Raw genomic sequence first — 15,443 nt, forward strand, 5'->3', positions numbered from 1 at the left:
GAGGTGGGCGAAAATCGAGCATCATGAATCCGTCGACGGATATGCGAAACCTACTTCGAGATCGCGCGCAGGTCGACCCGGCTCGAGGAGAGCTCACGGCCGATGCCGCCTTCGGCGCGCGGGGATATTCCGACGCGGCGCACATCGCAGCGCATCTCGCGGCCGTGCTCCTCCGCGAGATGCGCGAGCGCAAACGACCTCGAAGGCGCGTGGAGCCGCGTCGAGCGCTCTGCCGTCGGGCTTTGCGGTGACGTGTGCCGCCCGTTGCGTTACCGTTCCGATGGCGCAGCCTCGGCGCCGTTCCGCGTTCGAAGCTCCGGGAGGTACTTTGTGAGGACCGGAAAAGGAGTGCCCGCGAACCTGCTTCAGGAGGTGCTGGACGCCCTCGAGGACTGCGCCTACGCGCTCGATCGCGAGTGGCGGCTGGTCGCCTTCAACGCCGCTGCCGAGGCGCACTATGCACTTGCGCGCGAGGAGGCCCTCGGCCGGGTCGTCTGGGAGGCGCTGCCGGCGGTGGCGGGAGGGCCGTTCGAGTCTTGCGCACGCCGTGTCATGCGAGGACGGGAGGCGGAGGAGTTCGTCGCGCCCTCCACCGTACGAGCGGGCGTCGACGTCCGCATCCGCGTCGTTCCCTCGCCGTCCGGCGTCGTCGTTACGGTACGGAACGTCACGGCGGAGCGCGCCGTCGAGCAGGCCCTGTCGGATGCGCAGCGACGGCTCGCACTCGCGGCCGAAGCCTCGCGGATCGGCGTCTGGGAGTGGGACGTGCAGACTGGCGCCATCCACTTCGACGTCCGCATGCGCGAGATGTTCGGGTTCATGCCCGCACGATCCCTGACCGTCGAGGATTGGCGCAATGCCGCGCATCCCGAGGATTTGCCGCTTATGCAGGCGATCGCCGCGCACGCGCTCGATCCGGCCGTTCGGGCCCGCGAGGCCTACGAGTACCGGATCGTTCGGCCCGGCGACGGCGAGTTGCGCTGGATCCTCGCCCATGGCGAGGCGATCTTCTCGCAGGGTGAGGCGCCCCGCGCGCTGCGCTACGTGGGCGCCGCGCAGGACGTGACCGCGCAGAAGCTCGAGCTGGCGAGGGCGCAGGACGATGAGCGCAGGCTCCGGCTGGCGCTCGAGGCCGGCCGGATGGCCTGCTGGGCCGTCGACCTTCGGGCCGAGGCCATCACCGGATCGCGCGAGCTCAATCGGCTTCTTGGCTTTCCCGAGGACAGCGCTCCGACACTGGACGAGATCCGGGCCGGCTACTTTCCCGGCGAGCAGGAACGTGTCCGAGGCGTCCTCCAGCGCGCCCTCGCGAGCGGGGAGAACAGCTTCGCCGTCGAGTACCGCTACGTCCGCCCCGACGGCGATCTGCGCTGGCTCCTGCTCCGCTCCGAGATCATTCCCGACGAGGCCGGCGCCCCTGCCGAGGTGGTGGGCGTCCTCGCCGACGTCACCGAGCAGCGGCAGGCGCAGGAGCGCACACGCATGCTCGCCATGGAACTCGCCCATCGCGTCAAGAACACGCTCGCGGTGATCGGTGCGCTGGCGCACCAGAGCCTGAGCGCGCCCGAGCTCAAGGAGGCGCGCGAGCAGTTCATGGGGCGCGTCCGCGCGATTGCCCGGGCGCACGACCTCCTGATCGACGCGCCTTCCGAGCCGGTCGGGCTGGCGCGCCTGCTGGAGACGATCCTGGCTCCCTACGGGGACGAAGCGACCGGGCGGATCGCCCTGGGAGGGCCCGACGTGCGCGTTCAGCCGAGCACGTCGCTCGTTCTCGTGCTCCTGTTCCACGAGCTGGCGACGAACGCGGCAAAATACGGCGCACTCTCGCAAGAGAAGGGGCGCGTCGAGCTGACCTGGAGCGTGACCCCGCCGGGAAGCGTAAGCACCATCGGTTTCGAATGGCGGGAGCGCGGCGGGCCGCCGGTCGAGGGTGCGAGGACGCCTGGTTTCGGCACCCGGCTCATCGAGCGGCAGCTCGCGATGGCGGGTGGGAGCGCCGAGCTCATGCACGAGCCGACCGGCCTTGTCTGCCGTGGAAGCATCCCGCTTCCGGGCGCCCCGCGGCGGCGATAGCGCGCTGGCCGGCCCTCCGAGCGGGGCTCTGCAGAGCAATGCTCCGCAGGAGGACCGCCTTCGGCTCACCGCATGCCGGCGTCAGTGTCTCCCGCCGACGTGGCGAGACCGATCTCCGCGATGCCGCCCAGGTGGCGGCCGAGCGCGGCGAGGGCGCCCGTGAAGACTCCGGTCTCGCAGCGGCGCAGCGTGAAGCCCGCATTCACGACCGCCGCGAGCGGGTCGCGGACGAGGCTGCATCCGCCGACGAAGCGCCGCCAAAAGGGGTCGAGCCCGCGCTGCAGACGCGCCGCAACGGGACCGTCACTCGCCGCGTGCTCCGCGAACACCAGCTGACCGCCGGGTGCGAGAACCCGTGCAGCCTCTCTCAAGGCGGCGACGGGGTCCGCCACGCTGCAGAGGACGTAGGCGACCACCACGGTGTCGGCGCAGCCGTCCCCGACGGGCAGGGCTTCGGCGCAGCCGTCCTCGACGGTCACGGCGAGTTCACCGCGTCGGGCCCGCCGGGCGGCCAGCGCCCGCATCACGGGGTCCGGCTCGATCGCGCGGATCGTGCGCACACGAGCGGGGTCATAGAACGGCAGGCTCGCGAGCGAGCCTGCTCCGATCTCGACGACCGCCCGGTTGCGAGCGGCAGCACGCGCCGGCGCATGGAATCGAACGCGCGAGCGCCACATCCGAGATGGACGAGGCGCGGCGCGAGAACGCTGGCGTAGACCGAGCGGCATTGAAGGCACATCGTCTCTTCCCCGCCTGCGAGCTTCAATGAAAACGGATGGTGCCGATCGCGAGGTCCTCGACCCCGTCAAGGCGGTAGGAGCCCGCCGCCTCTCCGGGGCCGACCAGCTCGACGCCGCTCGCGCCCTTTGAAGACGATGGCGGCCTCCTCGAAGGCGAGGTCGGCCGCGCGCACGATCGCGGGCGCGAGGCTGTCGATCGGGCCGGCGAAGCCCAGGAGGACGCCGATGCGAGCGGGCTCCGTGGCGTGAGCCGGAGCCCAGAGCGCCGAGAGCGCGACGCCGCCGGCGAGAGCGAGTCTCTTGGCCGAGTCGGTGTCTCCTGTTTCGGGGTCGGCGTTCACCACCGCTCGCGCGGATCCTCGTTGTGCCCGAGGACGACGGCGTCGATGCTGCCGCGGGTCAGGCCCATGTCCGCCAGCAGGCGGTCGTCGAGCGCATGCAGGTGCTGCGCTGCTTGCCGGGCGGCGAGAATGTGCGCGACGCGGTGGGCGAGGTCCGTCAGCAGGGCCGCTAAGCTCGAGCGGCGCACTGGCTCGCCGAACGGCTGCAGCGCCGCTTCCTCCGGCGAGAGCTCGGGCTCGAGGCGTACGGCAGACGCGGGGCGGTGGCGCTCCGGGCGGCGAAAATCGGAATAGGGCTGTGCGTCCGTCTCGAAGCAGACGGCGGGTGTGGGGGCGTTCATAACGTCTTGTCCTTCGCGGAGAGGCGAACGGGCGTTCGCGGATGCCGCACCATGTTCTCGCGTACGGAACCCGACAATTACAGTCATCCCACCTATACGGACGACAAACAATTTGTTTCTATTGTATCTGTGTAGTATTCGAGCGGGTGAAATCGAATGAAAACGCATCGCCGTCTCCCTCCCTGCAAGCCGCGCGGTCGGGGAGACTCGGTTACGACCCTCCCCGGATGCGCTTTGGCGCGAATCGTGGGAAGCATGTCGTTGCAGACGAACGAGGCCGAGAGCACAACGTCGCCGAATACCGGAGGAAGAGCATGCGGTCCGAACCCGCCTCCCATACCGTGGACGCTTGCCGCGGCGCGCCGCTGACGATCGCGTTCCTGGTCTACCCGGGCTGCGTGCTCCTTGATCTCGCGGGGCCGATGGAGGTCTTCAGCACCGCCAGCAGCTTCGCGGAGCGCGACGGTCGCGCCGCGCCCTACCGGATGGTCACGGCCGCGGCGAGGCGCGAGAGCGTGCGCACCCGCGCGGGCCTCGCCTTCGCGCCGGACGCGACCTTCGAGGACGAGATCGGTCCGCTCGACACGCTGCTTGTGGTCGGCGGACGCGGCGTGCACGAGGCTGCGCGCGAGCCCGGCACAGTGGAGTGGCTGCGGAACGCCGCGGCGCAAGCGCGCCGCGTGGGCTCGGTATGCACCGGCGCCTACCTGCTCGCGGCCGCGGGTCTCCTCGACGGCCGGCGGGCCGCGACGCACTGGCGCGAATGCGCCAATCTCGCGGCCGCCCATCCGGCGATCGAGGTCGATTGCGACTCGATTTTCGCCGAGGACCGCGGGGTCTACAGCTCCGCGGGGGTGAGCGCCGGCATCGACCTCGCGCTCGCGCTCGTTGAGGAGGATTGCGGGCACGCCGCCGCGCTCGCGGTGGCGCGCCAGCTCGTGCTGTTCCTCAAGCGACCGGGCGGCCAGTCGCAGTTCAGCACCTTCCTCGCCGCTCAGGCGGCTGAGCGCACCCCGATCCGCGCCGTCCAGGATTGGGCGCTGGCGAACCTGGCGGGCGATCTGTCGATCCAGGCGCTCGCCGACCGCGCCGCGATGAGCCCCCGCAACTTCGCGCGCGTCTTCCACCGCGAGACCGGCCAGACGCCGGCCCACTTCGTCGAGACGGCGCGCCTCGAGGTGGCGCGTCATGGGCTGGAGGACAGCGACGAGCCCGTCGAGGTGATCGCGATCCAATGCGGCTTTCCCAGCGCCGAGATCCTGCGGCGCGTCTTCCAGCGACGGCTCGGGGTATCGCCCCGCGCCTATCGCCAGCGCTTCCGCCGCTCTGCGGCCTGATCCCGCGCCCGCGGGCGTCGAATCCAGGCGCCCCGTTCGGGCAGCCTGCCAAGAGGACGACGCATGTCGATCGACATCACACCCCGTCATCCCGAGGGCGCGCTCGATCTCGCGCCTCACATGGTCCGCGCTCGAGCGCTGCGCGCGGAGGCCTTCCTGCGCCTCCGGCCCGGGTTCCTCCGCGATCGCGGTCCCCGAGAAGACGGTGTTCTTCGGCTCGCCGAGAGCGCGGACGTCCCCTCGATCGCGGCGGTTCAAGCCGAGGCTTTCCGGCGGGGCTGCGCGCGCTTTTACGACCCGGACACCCTCGAGACGCTGGTCGCCAGCGGCGCCTTGCTCGACCCTGCGCTCATCCGCGACGGCCGCTACGCCGTCATGGTGTGCGGCGACCGCGTCGTTGCCGGCGCCGGCTGGAGCGAGGCTGGTCCTTCCGAGGCGGAGGACGCGGCGCCCGGCGATGCCTGGTTGCGCTGCGTGTTCGCGGATCCGGAACTCGCCGGCTACGGCTTCGGCCGGCGCGCGGTGGAGGCCGTTGAGAAGCGGGCGGCTCGGGCCGGGCGCACCCGCATGCGCCTCGTCGCGACGCTCAACGCCATCCCCTTCTACAGAAGCCTGTCGTATCGGTTCCTTGCCGGTCGTACGCTGACCGCCGGCGCTCGGTCCCTGCCGGTCGTGCTGGGCGAGAAACAGATCGCGTTGTGAGGAACCGACCGTCGCGAGCGACGGCATCGGGATGTGCATGCGGAGACGACCCCATGATCGAAATGCCCCGCCCTGATCGGGCCCGGCTATGTCGGCGAGATGGCCGCCTACAAAGCGTGGCAAATCCCAGGGCGCTCTATCTGATGCAGATGTTCAATCACCAGACCCACCACCGGGCTCAGGTGACGGCGGCCCTGCACCGCGTCGGGGTCGACTACGGATCCACCGACCTGTGGTTCCGACCCGGCAGCCCGTTCTGAAGCGGCGCTCTGCGCTGAGGCTCGAGCACGCCGGCGCGCCCCCGGCACCGCGAGGAACAGGATGATCACGCCCGACTACCCCCGGATCATGGCCCGCTACAATCGCTGGCAGAACGCCTCGCTGATCGCGGCCGCGAGCACGCTTTCGGACGCCGAGCGCTGGCGCGACCGGGGCGCGTTCTTGGGGTCGATCGCGAGGACGCTCAACCACGTCTACTGGGACGACCGCATCTGGTCGGCGCGCCTCGCCCGCGACGGGCGCGACAAGTCCATTCCGTATGCTCACCCCTATGCGGACGAGCCCCGGGACTGGGCGGAGTACGTCCGCCTGCGCCGCGAGCTCGACGACGCGCTGATCGCCTGGGCCGACGACCTTACCACCGCGGCTATGGGCCGGGAGGCGCCCTGGATGAAGAACGGCGCGCTACGCCGGCCGAGGCTCGGCTTCTGCGTCGTCCACCTCTTCAACCATCAGACCCACCACCGCGGCCAGGCCCACGCCATGCTGACGATGGCGGGCGCGCGCCCGGACGAGACCGATCTGCACGTCGCGCCAGAGATCGGGCCCGACGTCCTCGGGCTTCCGACCGCCCCGGGAGGGGGCGATTAGGAGCCGGCGCGCCGATCGGTTCGTTCCCGTTCGCCACACGTCGGCAGTACCAGCTCGATTGCGATGCCAAACGAAACCCTTCTCGCCTGGGCCTTCGCCGGAGCCGTCGCCGTGCACAATCTCGAGGAGGCACTCTGGCTTCCGGCCTGGTCGCGGCGCGTCGAGGACCGGTGGCGCCGTCCCGTCGCCGACGGCGCGTTTCGTTTCGCCGTATGCATGCTCACGGCGTTCGCGGCGGCGCTCGTCGTGCTGGCGACCGCCACCCACGCGACGATCTGGTGGCATCTGGTCGCCGCCTACGCGCTCGGCCAGGCCCTCAACGTCGTCTTTCCCCACCTGATCGTGACGATCGCGACGCGCTCCTACGCGCCCGGCCTCGGGACCGGCGTCGCGCTCGTCCTGCCGAGCGCGATCGCCTTTCTCGAGCGCGGATTCGCCGCCGGCCTGCTGCGCCTGGACGCATTCCTGGTCACGACGGCCCTGTTCGTCCCGGCGACGGTGGCCGCCATACCCGCTCTCCTGTGGATCGGGCGCAGGCTCACCGCATGACCTCGCGCGCCGGCGAGGCCTCCATGGGGGAGCCTGACGAGCCGATCTCGGGCCAGCCCGGCGACGCCGATCGCGAATAGAAGCGGTCGAGCGCGTCGTCGAAGCGGCCCGGCTCCTCCACGAACGGAAAGTGGGCCGAGTGCTCGAACCAGACGAAGTCCTTTCCGCACGGCGCGTCGAGCGCCTTGTACCACGAGCGGGCCAGGACGGACGGCGCCGTCCAGTCGTGCCGCCCCTCCAGCAGCAGGACGGGGACGGGCAGCCGGTGCGCCTCCTCGTCGAGCCGCACGCAGTAGAGCTCGTCGATGAGACGTTCGAGCGCGTAGAAGGGCGACTTCAGGATACGCAAGACGTCGCCCCACCCGTAATGCCGGCAGCGGGCGATCTCGAGCGCCGCGGCGAGCACGGATTGCGGCTCCTCGTGGATGTTGCCGCCATAGCGGATCACGAAGCTCCGCTCCGACATCGTCGTGCGGGCGTCCCAGGGCGGGGGCCGATGCGGTCCAAGGCGCGGAGCGCGCGCGTCTCGCCGCGGCGGCGCGCCTCCTCGAGCGCGAAGCGATAGCCGAGCTCCTCGCCCTTCGCGAAGTCGACGACCTGCCCCGCGGCCATGTAGGACCCGAACAGGTCCGGGCGCCGGAGCAGGGCGCGCGTGCCGATGACGGTGCCCCACGAATGAGCGAAGAGGTCGACCCGCGACACGCCGTAGCGCTGCTTCAGCGCGAGGGCGAGCGCGATCGCGTCGTCCACGTAGCGGTCGATCGTCATCGCCGCGTCGGACCCGCCGGAGCGGAGGGTCACGCCGGTGCCGCGCTGCTCCCAATAGGCCACGACGCCCCGCTGCTCGAGCGTGGTCGTCGCGCCGATCCGGTCCGCGAGCGGAAGCACCGGCATGCCGGGGCCGCCGTGAAGATAGAGGATGACGCGCCCCTTGCGCGCGTCTCCGCGCAGGAGGACGTACTGCTCGATGCCGCCGAGCGTGAACGCTTCGAGCGCCTCGCTTCTCATCCGTGCCTTCTCCATCGATCCGGGAGCACGACTTCGACAACCCGCGAGTTGGTGCCTCTCGCAGACGGCTCAACCCCGGTTCGCGGACGGAGACCTTCGGCTGGCTGACGGGACCCCGCATTTACTGCGCGCGTTCAGCGCATGACGAGCAGCATGCGTCCGCGTCCTCTCTGCACCGTCAGCGCCACGGGTCTCCGCGCCTGAGCGAGCGCCCGGCGGAGGTCCGCGACGTCCGTCACCCGGGTCCGGTTCACGGCCACGACGAGGTCGCCCGGGCGCAGGCCCTGGCGCGCGGCCGGGCTGCCGGGCGTCACGTCCTCGACGAGCGCGCCGCTCGTCTCGCCCCAAAGTGGATCCCCGGGCCTCAGGTCGCGCAGGCGCGCGCCCGCAACCGGGCTCTCGAACGGATCGTCGAGCGTCGGCCCATGCTCCGGGGAGCCGAGGCTGGCCAGGAGCTCGAGCCGCTCGCCCTCGCGCAGGAGCGCGATTGCGACGCGGTCGCCGACGCGGCGCATCCCGACGGCGTTCCGCAGGTCGCCCGCGTCGAGGACCGGCCGGCCGTCGACGGCGGTCACGACGTCCCCGGCCAGGATCCCGGCGGCCTCGGCGCCGCTGCCGGGCTCGACCCGGGTCACGATGGCTCCTCCCGCGGCCGCGACGCCGAGCGCCTCGGCGAGGTCGGGCGTCAGGTCCTGGATGGACACGCCGAGGAGCCCGCGCCGGATCTCGCCGTGCTCGATCAGCTGTTCCATGACGGCGCGCGCCACGTTTGTCGGCACCGCGAAGCCGATGCCGACGTTGCCGCCGGCGGGCGAGACGATGGCCGTGTTGATGCCGACGAGGCGCCCGTCGAGGGTGACCAGGGCGCCGCCGGAATTCCCGGGATTGATGGCGGCGTCCGTCTGGATGAAGTCCTCGTAGCCGTCGGCGTTGATGCCCGTGCGGCCCAGGGCGCTGACGATGCCGGAGGTGACCGTCTGCCCGAGGCCGAAGGGGTTACCGATGGCCAGCACGTAGTCGCCCACGCGCAGGAGGTCGGAATCGCCCAGCTCGAGAGCGGCCAGGTTCTCGGCGCGGATGCGCAGGACCGCGATGTCGGTGTCGGGGTCACTCCCGACGAGCTCGGCCTCGAGCTCGCGACGGTCCTTGAGCGTGACGACGATCTCGTCGCCGTCCGCGACGACGTGGTGGTTCGTCAGCACGTAGCCGTTCTCGGCGTCCACGATCACGCCCGAGCCGGCGCTGAGGCGTGGGCGTGCCGGCGGCATGTCGGGAACGTCGAAGAAACGACGGAAGTAGGGGTCGCGGAACAGCGGGTTGCGGCTCATCGGAGCGCTCGACGCGACCGAGATGTTGACCACCGCCGGGGTGATCTTCTCCAGCACCGGTGCGAGCGTGAGCGCGCCCTGGGGCGCACTCGGACGGGTGACGGCCGCTGCGGGCGCGGCCAGCGCGATCGACGCGACGATCGCGAGCGCGTGCACGATCTGCCTCATCGTCCTGATCCTCCAGGCTGCGGACCCGACGATCGTCGGCCCGCAGGTCGGCCGAGATCCCGGGCGAACGCGCAGGTGATGTCATGCGCTGTCGGAGCGCGGCAGTCGATGTAGGTAGAGGCAGACGCGCTGCAAGGTCCCCCGCCGGCGATCTTGACCGGGGCTTACGGCGCGACCAGATCGTCGTCGGCCGGAAACCGGCTCCATGCTCACGTCGTGCACAGAACTCGCGAGGTGACCATGCTGGCGGAAGAAGAACGCTCATCGGACTCGCTGGCAACGGACGTGCGCTCCGCCCGGCCCGCCGAGGGGTACCCGGGAGCGGCGAGCGGATCGGGCGGCGAGGGGAGGTCGCGTGCGGCCGCGCGACATCGCCTCGCGGCCGAGCTCTTCCTCGAGACCCTGTCGACGGCGCTCGGCGCCGACCCTGGGCTCGTGGCGTCGCGCGTCTCCGACGACGGGTTTTCGCTGCGCCTCTCGGTTCTCCCGAGCGAGGACCACCTCGCCCGGGCCGAAGCGCTCGCGAGCGAGGCGATCCTGTCGAACCGGCCTGTCGGCGCGGATGGAACGGGACGTCTCGCAGGCGGCCTCGGGATGATCGTCGTGACATGCGTCGTCGCCGAGCCGGACGGGACGCTGCGCATCGAAGGGGCGTCCGGCCCCGAGGCGCTGGCATACTTGAAGGCGCATTCGAGGCTGCTCGCTCGCGCCGCCGGCGCGCTGCGATGCGCCCCGTCCGAGGCGCCACGGCGGACCGCGGAGCTCCACTCCGAGCTTCGCGAGCTCGGCGCCCGTCTTGCCGAGGCGCGCCGGCGCCTCGGCAAGCGCCGATCCCGGTCCACGAAGAGGACGAAAAAAAATCGCGTCGGACCTCTTGAACGGAGGTAGGGCGTTACCACCTCGTCGGTCGCCGGGCGCCCCATCCGGGCTCGGCAGTTCGGAGCGTGTCCGCACGGTTCGGACCCTCCTCGTACTCACGTTGCTCACGGAGGATGTGGCTATGAGGACGAACGACTTCACGCCTCTCTACCGCTCGACGATCGGATTCGATCGTCTCTTCGACATGCTCGACCAGGCCACGCGGGTCGAGCCGATCTCGCCGAACTGGCCGCCCTACAACGTCGAGAAGCTGGGCGAGGACCGCTATCGGATCACCATGGCGGTCGCCGGGTTCACGACGGACGAGATCGAGATCACCCAGCACGAGAACAGCCTGACCGTCTCCGGCGAGAAGCGCCCCGAGCCCGAGGGCGTGCAGGTGCTCCACCGCGGCATCGCCGGGCGCGCCTTCCGGCAGGCCTTCAGCCTCGCCGACCATGTGCGCGTCACCGACGCGCGGCTGGAGAACGGCCTCCTCACCGTCGACCTCGTGCGGGAGGTGCCCGAGGAGCTCAAGCCGCGCCGTGTCCCGATCGCCACGGGCGGCGCGTCGGGCTCGCGGGTCGCGCAGATCGAGCACGAGCCGAAGGCGGCCTGACGGGGCCCGACGTTTCGAACCACGGAACGAGACGCCTGTCAGGGAGAACCGAGCCATGCTCGACATCGACACCGCTACGGGCTCCCCGGCTCGGCCGGGCGAGCCCGACACCCCGGGCTGGCGCGCGCTGGTCGAGCCGGCCGAGTGCTTCGCCTCCCCGCGCGATGTGCTCGATTGCCCCGACCTCGACCCGGAGGAGAAGCGCATCGCGCTGATCTCCTGGGCCCGCGACGAGCTCGCGGTCGAGGCGGCCGCGACGGACGCCATTCGCGATCTCGGCGTCCGCTCCCGGCTCGCCTTCGTCCTCGACGCGCTGGTCGAGATCGACCCGGACGCCGCCTGGCTCTTCGCCCAGGCGAGCCGGGAGCTCGCGCCCGGCTGGACCGCCGCTCGCCGGGGAGCCGGCCCCTGGGGCGCCGGACCTCCGCCGCATGGCGGGGTCCCCGCGCAGGCCCTCGCCTGAGGGCTCGACAAGCGGCTTCGGGCGGCGCGAGCGGCCGCCCGGCCCAGCTCCGCCGCGGCCGTCGGGCGCGACGGAGGGCGCCGATCGGCGCCAAGCCTGATGTCCTTGCTTCTCGAAGGAGGATGACATGCAAGACGCGAAGCAGAACACCAACCGCACCAACGAGCAGCGCATCGCCAACGGCATCCACGCGCTCGTGGCCCTGGCGCTCGCGGCGTCGCCGTGGCTCTTCGGGTTCACGGCGGAGGCCGGCGCCTTCTGGACCGCGCTGTCGATCGGCGTCGTCGGCCTCGCGGTCGCCGGCTACGGCGCCTACGACCCGCGGGACTGGCAGGCGTGGTCCCTCGCGGGGCTCGGCGTCTTCGCGGCGGTCGCGCCGTGGATCTTCGGCTTCGCCGGGATCGTCGACGCCATGTGGTCGCTCGGCGGCTTCGGTCTCGCCCATCTGATCGTCGCCGGCGTGCAGCTGTGGCGCTGGCGCTCGCCGGAGCCGCAGACGGCGTGACCCGTCCGGAGGCCGGCGCGGTCGCGCCGGCCTCCCTTTTCCCGAGCGTTTTTCCGAGGCATGTCCACGTCGCCGCCCGGCGCCTCGCCGGCGCAGGATCGCGCACGCGAGCGCCGCCGGGCGCATGGCGCCTCTCTCGACCGGCCGCGGGCCCGAAGGGACGCGGCGAAACCCCCACCACCTTCAGGAGATCGCTTCATGAGGATCGCCCAGGTCTCACCGCTTTACGAAAGCGTGCCGCCGAAGCTCTACGGAGGCACCGAGCGCATCGTCTCCTACCTCACCGAGGAGCTCGTTCGGCAGGGGCACGAGGTGACCCTGTTCGCATCGGGGGATTCCGTGACGAGCGCCGAGCTCGTGCCGTTCTGCGACATGGCGCTGCGGCTCAATCCCAGCGTCACGGATCCTCTCCCGCATCACCTGATGATGCTGGACGAGGTCCGCCGCCGAGCCGACCACTTCGACGTGATCCATTTCCACACCGATCTGCTCCACATGCCGCTCGTCCGCGATTTCGCCGGGCGGACGGTGACGACGCTGCACGGCAGGCTCGATCTCGTGGAGCTGCCGGCATTCTACCGCACGTTTTCCGACGCGCCGCTGGTCTCGATCTCCGACGATCAGCGCCGCCCGCTGGCCGGCGCGAACTTCGTCCGGACCGTGCCGCACGGCCTGCCGCCGGATCTACTGCCCTTCAGCGACCGCGCGCACGGCGGGTACCTCGCCTTCCTGGGGCGGATCTCGCCCGAAAAGGGACCCGAGGCGGCGATCGCCATCGCCGAGCGCGCCGGCCTGCCGCTGCGCATGGCGGCCAAGGTCGACGAGGCCGATCGGGACTACTGGAACGGCGTCGTCGAGCCGCTGGTCCGGACGAAGCCTCACGTCGAGTTCGTCGGCGAGATCGACGAGCGGGAGAAGGCGAGCTTCCTCGGCCACGCCCTGGCGCTGCTCGTCCCCGTGGACTGGCCCGAGCCGTTCGGGCTCGTCATGATCGAGGCGATGTCCTGCGGCACGCCCGTCATCGCCTTCCGCCGCGGCTCGATTCCCGAGATCGTCGAGCACGGGCGCTCCGGCTTCGTGGTCGACACGGTCGGCGGCGGCGTCGAGGCGGTCGGCTGGCTCGACAGCCTCAGTCGCGAGGAGGTCCGCCGCGCCTTCGAGGAGCGCTTCACCGCGGCGCGGATGGCGGCGGACTATCTCGACGTCTATCGTGGGCTCGCCCGCGTACGGCTCGACGCGGCCCATCTGCGGCGGGCCAGCGGCGGGCATCGAAGCCTCGAGGTCGTGGCGTGAGGGGGGCTCGATGGAGGACGACCAGGCAATCGCTTCGTCCGGCCCGATCGGGGTCGTCGCCTACGCGTCGCTCGCCGAGCGTCGCGCGCGCACGCTCAAGCACGGCGACACGTTCGCCGTGCTCGATCCCAACGGGGATCTTCTCACGGGTCCGGGCAGTGCCGACGGGCTGTACCATCGGGACACGCGCCATCTCTCGCGATTCGACCTGCGCATCGACGGGCGTCGACCCATCCTGCTCTCGTCGATCGTGCGCGACGACAACGCGGCCCTGATCTTCGACCTCACGAACCCCGATATCGGCGACGATCGAGGCGATACCGTTCTCGAGCACGATCTCGTCCACGTTCGCCGCACCAAGTTCCTATTCGAGGCCACCGCGTTCGAGCGGATCTCGGTGCGCAGCTTCGCGACGGTTCCACTCGAGCTCTCGCTCAGGCTCGGCTTCGCCGCCGATTTCGCCGACCTGTTCGAGACGCGGGGCGCGCGCCGCCCGCGTCGCGGTCGGCAGGAGCCGCCCGACATCACCGAGAGCCGCGTTCTGCTGCGCTACGCCGGCCTCGACGGTCGGGAACGCGTGACGCGGCTGCGTTTCGAACCGGCGCCGGACGCGATCGCCGCAGACAGCGCGACCTGGAGGCTCGCGCTCGAGCCGGGTGCCCAGCGCGTGCTGTATGTCGAGGTCGCCTGCGCCTCAGGCGATCCGGCCTTCTCGCCGCGGGCGAACTACCTGCGCGCGCTCGTCGACGCGCGCAGGGCGCTGCGCGCGTCCCTGTCGCGCACCGGGTCCGTCTCGACCTCGAACGAGCATTTCGACGAGGCGCTGGCCCGCGCTCGGGCGGACCTCGCCATGCTTGCGACCGACACCGAGCACGGCCCCTATCCCTATGCGGGCACGCCCTGGTTCTCGGCGGTGTTCGGCCGCGACGCGCTGATAACGGCGCTCCAGACCTTGTGGCTCGACCCGGCGCTGGCGCGTGGCGTGCTGCGCTTCCTGGCCGCTCATCAGGCGACCGAGGAGGATCCCGCCCGCGACGCCGAGCCCGGCAAGATCCTCCACGAGATGCGCCACGGGGAGATGGCCGCGCTGGGTGAGGTGCCGTTCGCGAGGTACTACGGCAGCGTCGATGCGACGCCGCTCTTCGTGGTGCTGGCCGGAGCCTACCTCGATCGTACCGGAGATCTGGAGACCCTGCGTGCGCTCTGGCCGCATATCGACGCGGCGCTGCGCTGGATGGCGACGCATGGCGACCGGGACGGCGACGGCTTCGTCGAGTACGAGCGGCGCTCCGGGAGCGGGCTGGTGAACCAGGGCTGGAAGGACAGCCACGATTCGGTCTTCCACGAGAACGGCGCCACGGCGCACGGACCGATCGCGCTGTGCGAGGTCCAAGCCTACGTCTACGCCGCCAAGCGCGCCGCGGCCGCGATCGCGGCCCGTGTGCATCGGCCCGAGCGGGCGCTGGAGCTGGAGGAGGAGGCGCGGGCGCTCGCCGCACGCTTCGACGCGGCCTTCTGGCAGGAGGATCTCGGCACCTACGCGCTCGCGCTCGACGGAGCGAAGCGGCCCTGCCGGATCAGGACCTCGAACGCGGGGCACGCGCTCTTCGCGGGGATCGCTGCGCCGGCGCGCGCGGTGCGCGTCGCGAGCACGCTCATGAGCGCGAACGGGTTCTCGGGATGGGGCGTGCGCACGCTCGCCCGCGGCGAGGCGCGCTACAACCCGATCTCCTACCACAACGGATCGGTCTGGCCGCACGACAACGCGCTCGTCGCGATGGGCCTCGCCCGCTACGGGCTCAAGAACGAGGCGGCGCGCATTCTCGACGGCCTGTTCCACGCCGCGACCTACATGGACCTGCGCCGCCTGCCGGAGCTGTTCTGCGGTTTCCCGCGGCGGCGCGGGCAGGGACCGACGCTCTATCCCGTCGCCTGCGCGCCGCAGGCCTGGGCCGCGGCGGCGCCTATGGCGCTCCTCGGGGCCTGCCTGGGGATCTCGGTCGACCCCGGCCGGCGGGTGGTGCGCCTCGACCGCCCTGTCCTGCCGCGCTTCCTCGACGAGGTCTCGGTGCGCCGCCTGCCGGTCGGGGATGACCGGGTGGACCTCACGGTGCGACGCGCGGGCGAGGAGGTCGTCGTCCATGCGCTCTCGCGTCCGGAAGGTGTGTGCATCGAGACGGTAGCTTGAGCGATCCAGGGAGCCGCGCGACCATGCACAGCGGACGACAGGCCGAGCGCTTCGCCCGCT

The 15,443-nt window shown here is 71.3% G+C and carries 16 protein-coding genes; 11 read left to right on the top strand and 5 right to left on the bottom strand.

Annotated elements, in window-relative coordinates; all coding sequences use genetic code 11:
- The first annotated feature begins 102 nt into the window (after positions 1 to 102).
- Positions 103 to 2,073, top strand: a complete 1,971-nt coding sequence (locus G407_RS0118830; RefSeq protein ID WP_084327635.1) for a PAS domain-containing sensor histidine kinase — start codon at positions 103 to 105, stop codon at positions 2,071 to 2,073.
- 65 nt (positions 2,074 to 2,138) lie between these two features.
- Here G407_RS0118830 and G407_RS28690 read toward each other — a convergent pair whose 3' ends face one another.
- A complete protein-coding gene (locus tag G407_RS28690; protein WP_169728808.1) occupies positions 2,139 to 2,750 on the bottom strand; it encodes a class I SAM-dependent methyltransferase in 612 nt (203 codons plus the stop codon).
- Positions 2,751 to 3,150: 400 nt separating this feature from the next.
- On the bottom strand, positions 3,151 to 3,495 hold the full coding sequence (locus G407_RS0118845; protein ID WP_029032071.1) for a DUF1127 domain-containing protein: 345 nt from the start codon (positions 3,493 to 3,495) through the stop codon (positions 3,151 to 3,153).
- A 314-nt stretch (positions 3,496 to 3,809) separates the two neighbouring features.
- On the opposite strand from G407_RS0118845, the gene G407_RS0118850 reads away from it, so the two are divergent.
- The 5 genes from G407_RS0118850 to G407_RS28700 all read left to right on the top strand — a co-directional run bounded on the left by G407_RS0118850 (position 3,810) and on the right by G407_RS28700 (position 6,953).
- The gene (locus G407_RS0118850) at positions 3,810 to 4,832 is read left to right on the top strand and encodes a GlxA family transcriptional regulator (protein WP_084327638.1); all 1,023 of its coding nucleotides are present in this window, start codon (positions 3,810 to 3,812) and stop codon (positions 4,830 to 4,832) included.
- A gap of 63 nt (positions 4,833 to 4,895) precedes the next feature.
- Positions 4,896 to 5,534 (top strand): GNAT family N-acetyltransferase, encoded by a 639-nt coding sequence (locus G407_RS0118855; RefSeq protein ID WP_029032073.1) that lies wholly within the window; start codon positions 4,896 to 4,898, stop codon positions 5,532 to 5,534.
- 116 nt (positions 5,535 to 5,650) lie between these two features.
- Entirely contained in the window at positions 5,651 to 5,794 is a 144-nt protein-coding gene (locus G407_RS31275; protein ID WP_245259128.1) for a DinB family protein, read from the top strand.
- Between the two features lie 61 nt (positions 5,795 to 5,855).
- Positions 5,856 to 6,404: a DinB family protein gene (locus G407_RS28695; protein WP_084327640.1), complete on the top strand. Its 549-nt coding sequence runs from the start codon at positions 5,856 to 5,858 to the stop codon at positions 6,402 to 6,404.
- A gap of 63 nt (positions 6,405 to 6,467) precedes the next feature.
- Positions 6,468 to 6,953, top strand: a complete 486-nt coding sequence (locus G407_RS28700) for an HXXEE domain-containing protein (protein WP_052341575.1) — start codon at positions 6,468 to 6,470, stop codon at positions 6,951 to 6,953.
- Here G407_RS28700 and G407_RS0118875 read toward each other — a convergent pair.
- The 3 genes from G407_RS0118875 to G407_RS0118885 form a co-directional block, all read right to left on the bottom strand.
- Positions 6,943 to 7,401, bottom strand: a complete 459-nt coding sequence (locus G407_RS0118875) for an alpha/beta fold hydrolase (protein WP_156917640.1) — start codon at positions 7,399 to 7,401, stop codon at positions 6,943 to 6,945. The genes G407_RS28700 and G407_RS0118875 overlap by 11 nt on opposite strands.
- Positions 7,398 to 7,961, bottom strand: coding sequence for an alpha/beta fold hydrolase (locus tag G407_RS0118880; RefSeq protein ID WP_029032075.1), 564 nt, complete (start codon positions 7,959 to 7,961; stop codon positions 7,398 to 7,400). Before G407_RS0118880 ends, G407_RS0118875 begins: the two co-directional genes overlap by 4 nt.
- Positions 7,962 to 8,095: 134 nt before the next feature.
- Positions 8,096 to 9,457: a DegQ family serine endoprotease gene (locus tag G407_RS0118885; RefSeq protein ID WP_043540181.1), complete on the bottom strand. Its 1,362-nt coding sequence runs from the start codon at positions 9,455 to 9,457 to the stop codon at positions 8,096 to 8,098.
- A gap of 1,000 nt (positions 9,458 to 10,457) precedes the next feature.
- Here G407_RS0118885 and G407_RS0118895 point away from each other — a divergent pair.
- The 5 genes from G407_RS0118895 (at position 10,458) to G407_RS0118915 (ending at position 15,383) form a co-directional block, all read left to right on the top strand.
- Entirely contained in the window at positions 10,458 to 10,934 is a 477-nt protein-coding gene (locus G407_RS0118895) for an Hsp20 family protein (protein ID WP_029032078.1), read from the top strand.
- A 55-nt stretch (positions 10,935 to 10,989) separates the two neighbouring features.
- Positions 10,990 to 11,397: a hypothetical protein gene (locus G407_RS30705; protein ID WP_052341577.1), complete on the top strand. Its 408-nt coding sequence runs from the start codon at positions 10,990 to 10,992 to the stop codon at positions 11,395 to 11,397.
- A 127-nt stretch (positions 11,398 to 11,524) separates the two neighbouring features.
- Entirely contained in the window at positions 11,525 to 11,902 is a 378-nt protein-coding gene (locus G407_RS0118905) for an SPW repeat domain-containing protein (RefSeq protein WP_029032079.1), read from the top strand.
- Between the two features lie 198 nt (positions 11,903 to 12,100).
- The gene (locus G407_RS0118910) at positions 12,101 to 13,195 is read left to right on the top strand and encodes a glycosyltransferase family 4 protein (protein WP_029032080.1); all 1,095 of its coding nucleotides are present in this window, start codon (positions 12,101 to 12,103) and stop codon (positions 13,193 to 13,195) included.
- A gap of 10 nt (positions 13,196 to 13,205) precedes the next feature.
- The gene (locus G407_RS0118915) at positions 13,206 to 15,383 is read left to right on the top strand and encodes an amylo-alpha-1,6-glucosidase (protein ID WP_029032081.1); all 2,178 of its coding nucleotides are present in this window, start codon (positions 13,206 to 13,208) and stop codon (positions 15,381 to 15,383) included.
- The last annotated feature ends 60 nt before the right edge of the window (positions 15,384 to 15,443 follow it).

Source organism: Salinarimonas rosea DSM 21201, from assembly GCF_000429045.1.
GTDB classification, from domain to species: domain Bacteria; phylum Pseudomonadota; class Alphaproteobacteria; order Rhizobiales; family Beijerinckiaceae; genus Salinarimonas; species Salinarimonas rosea.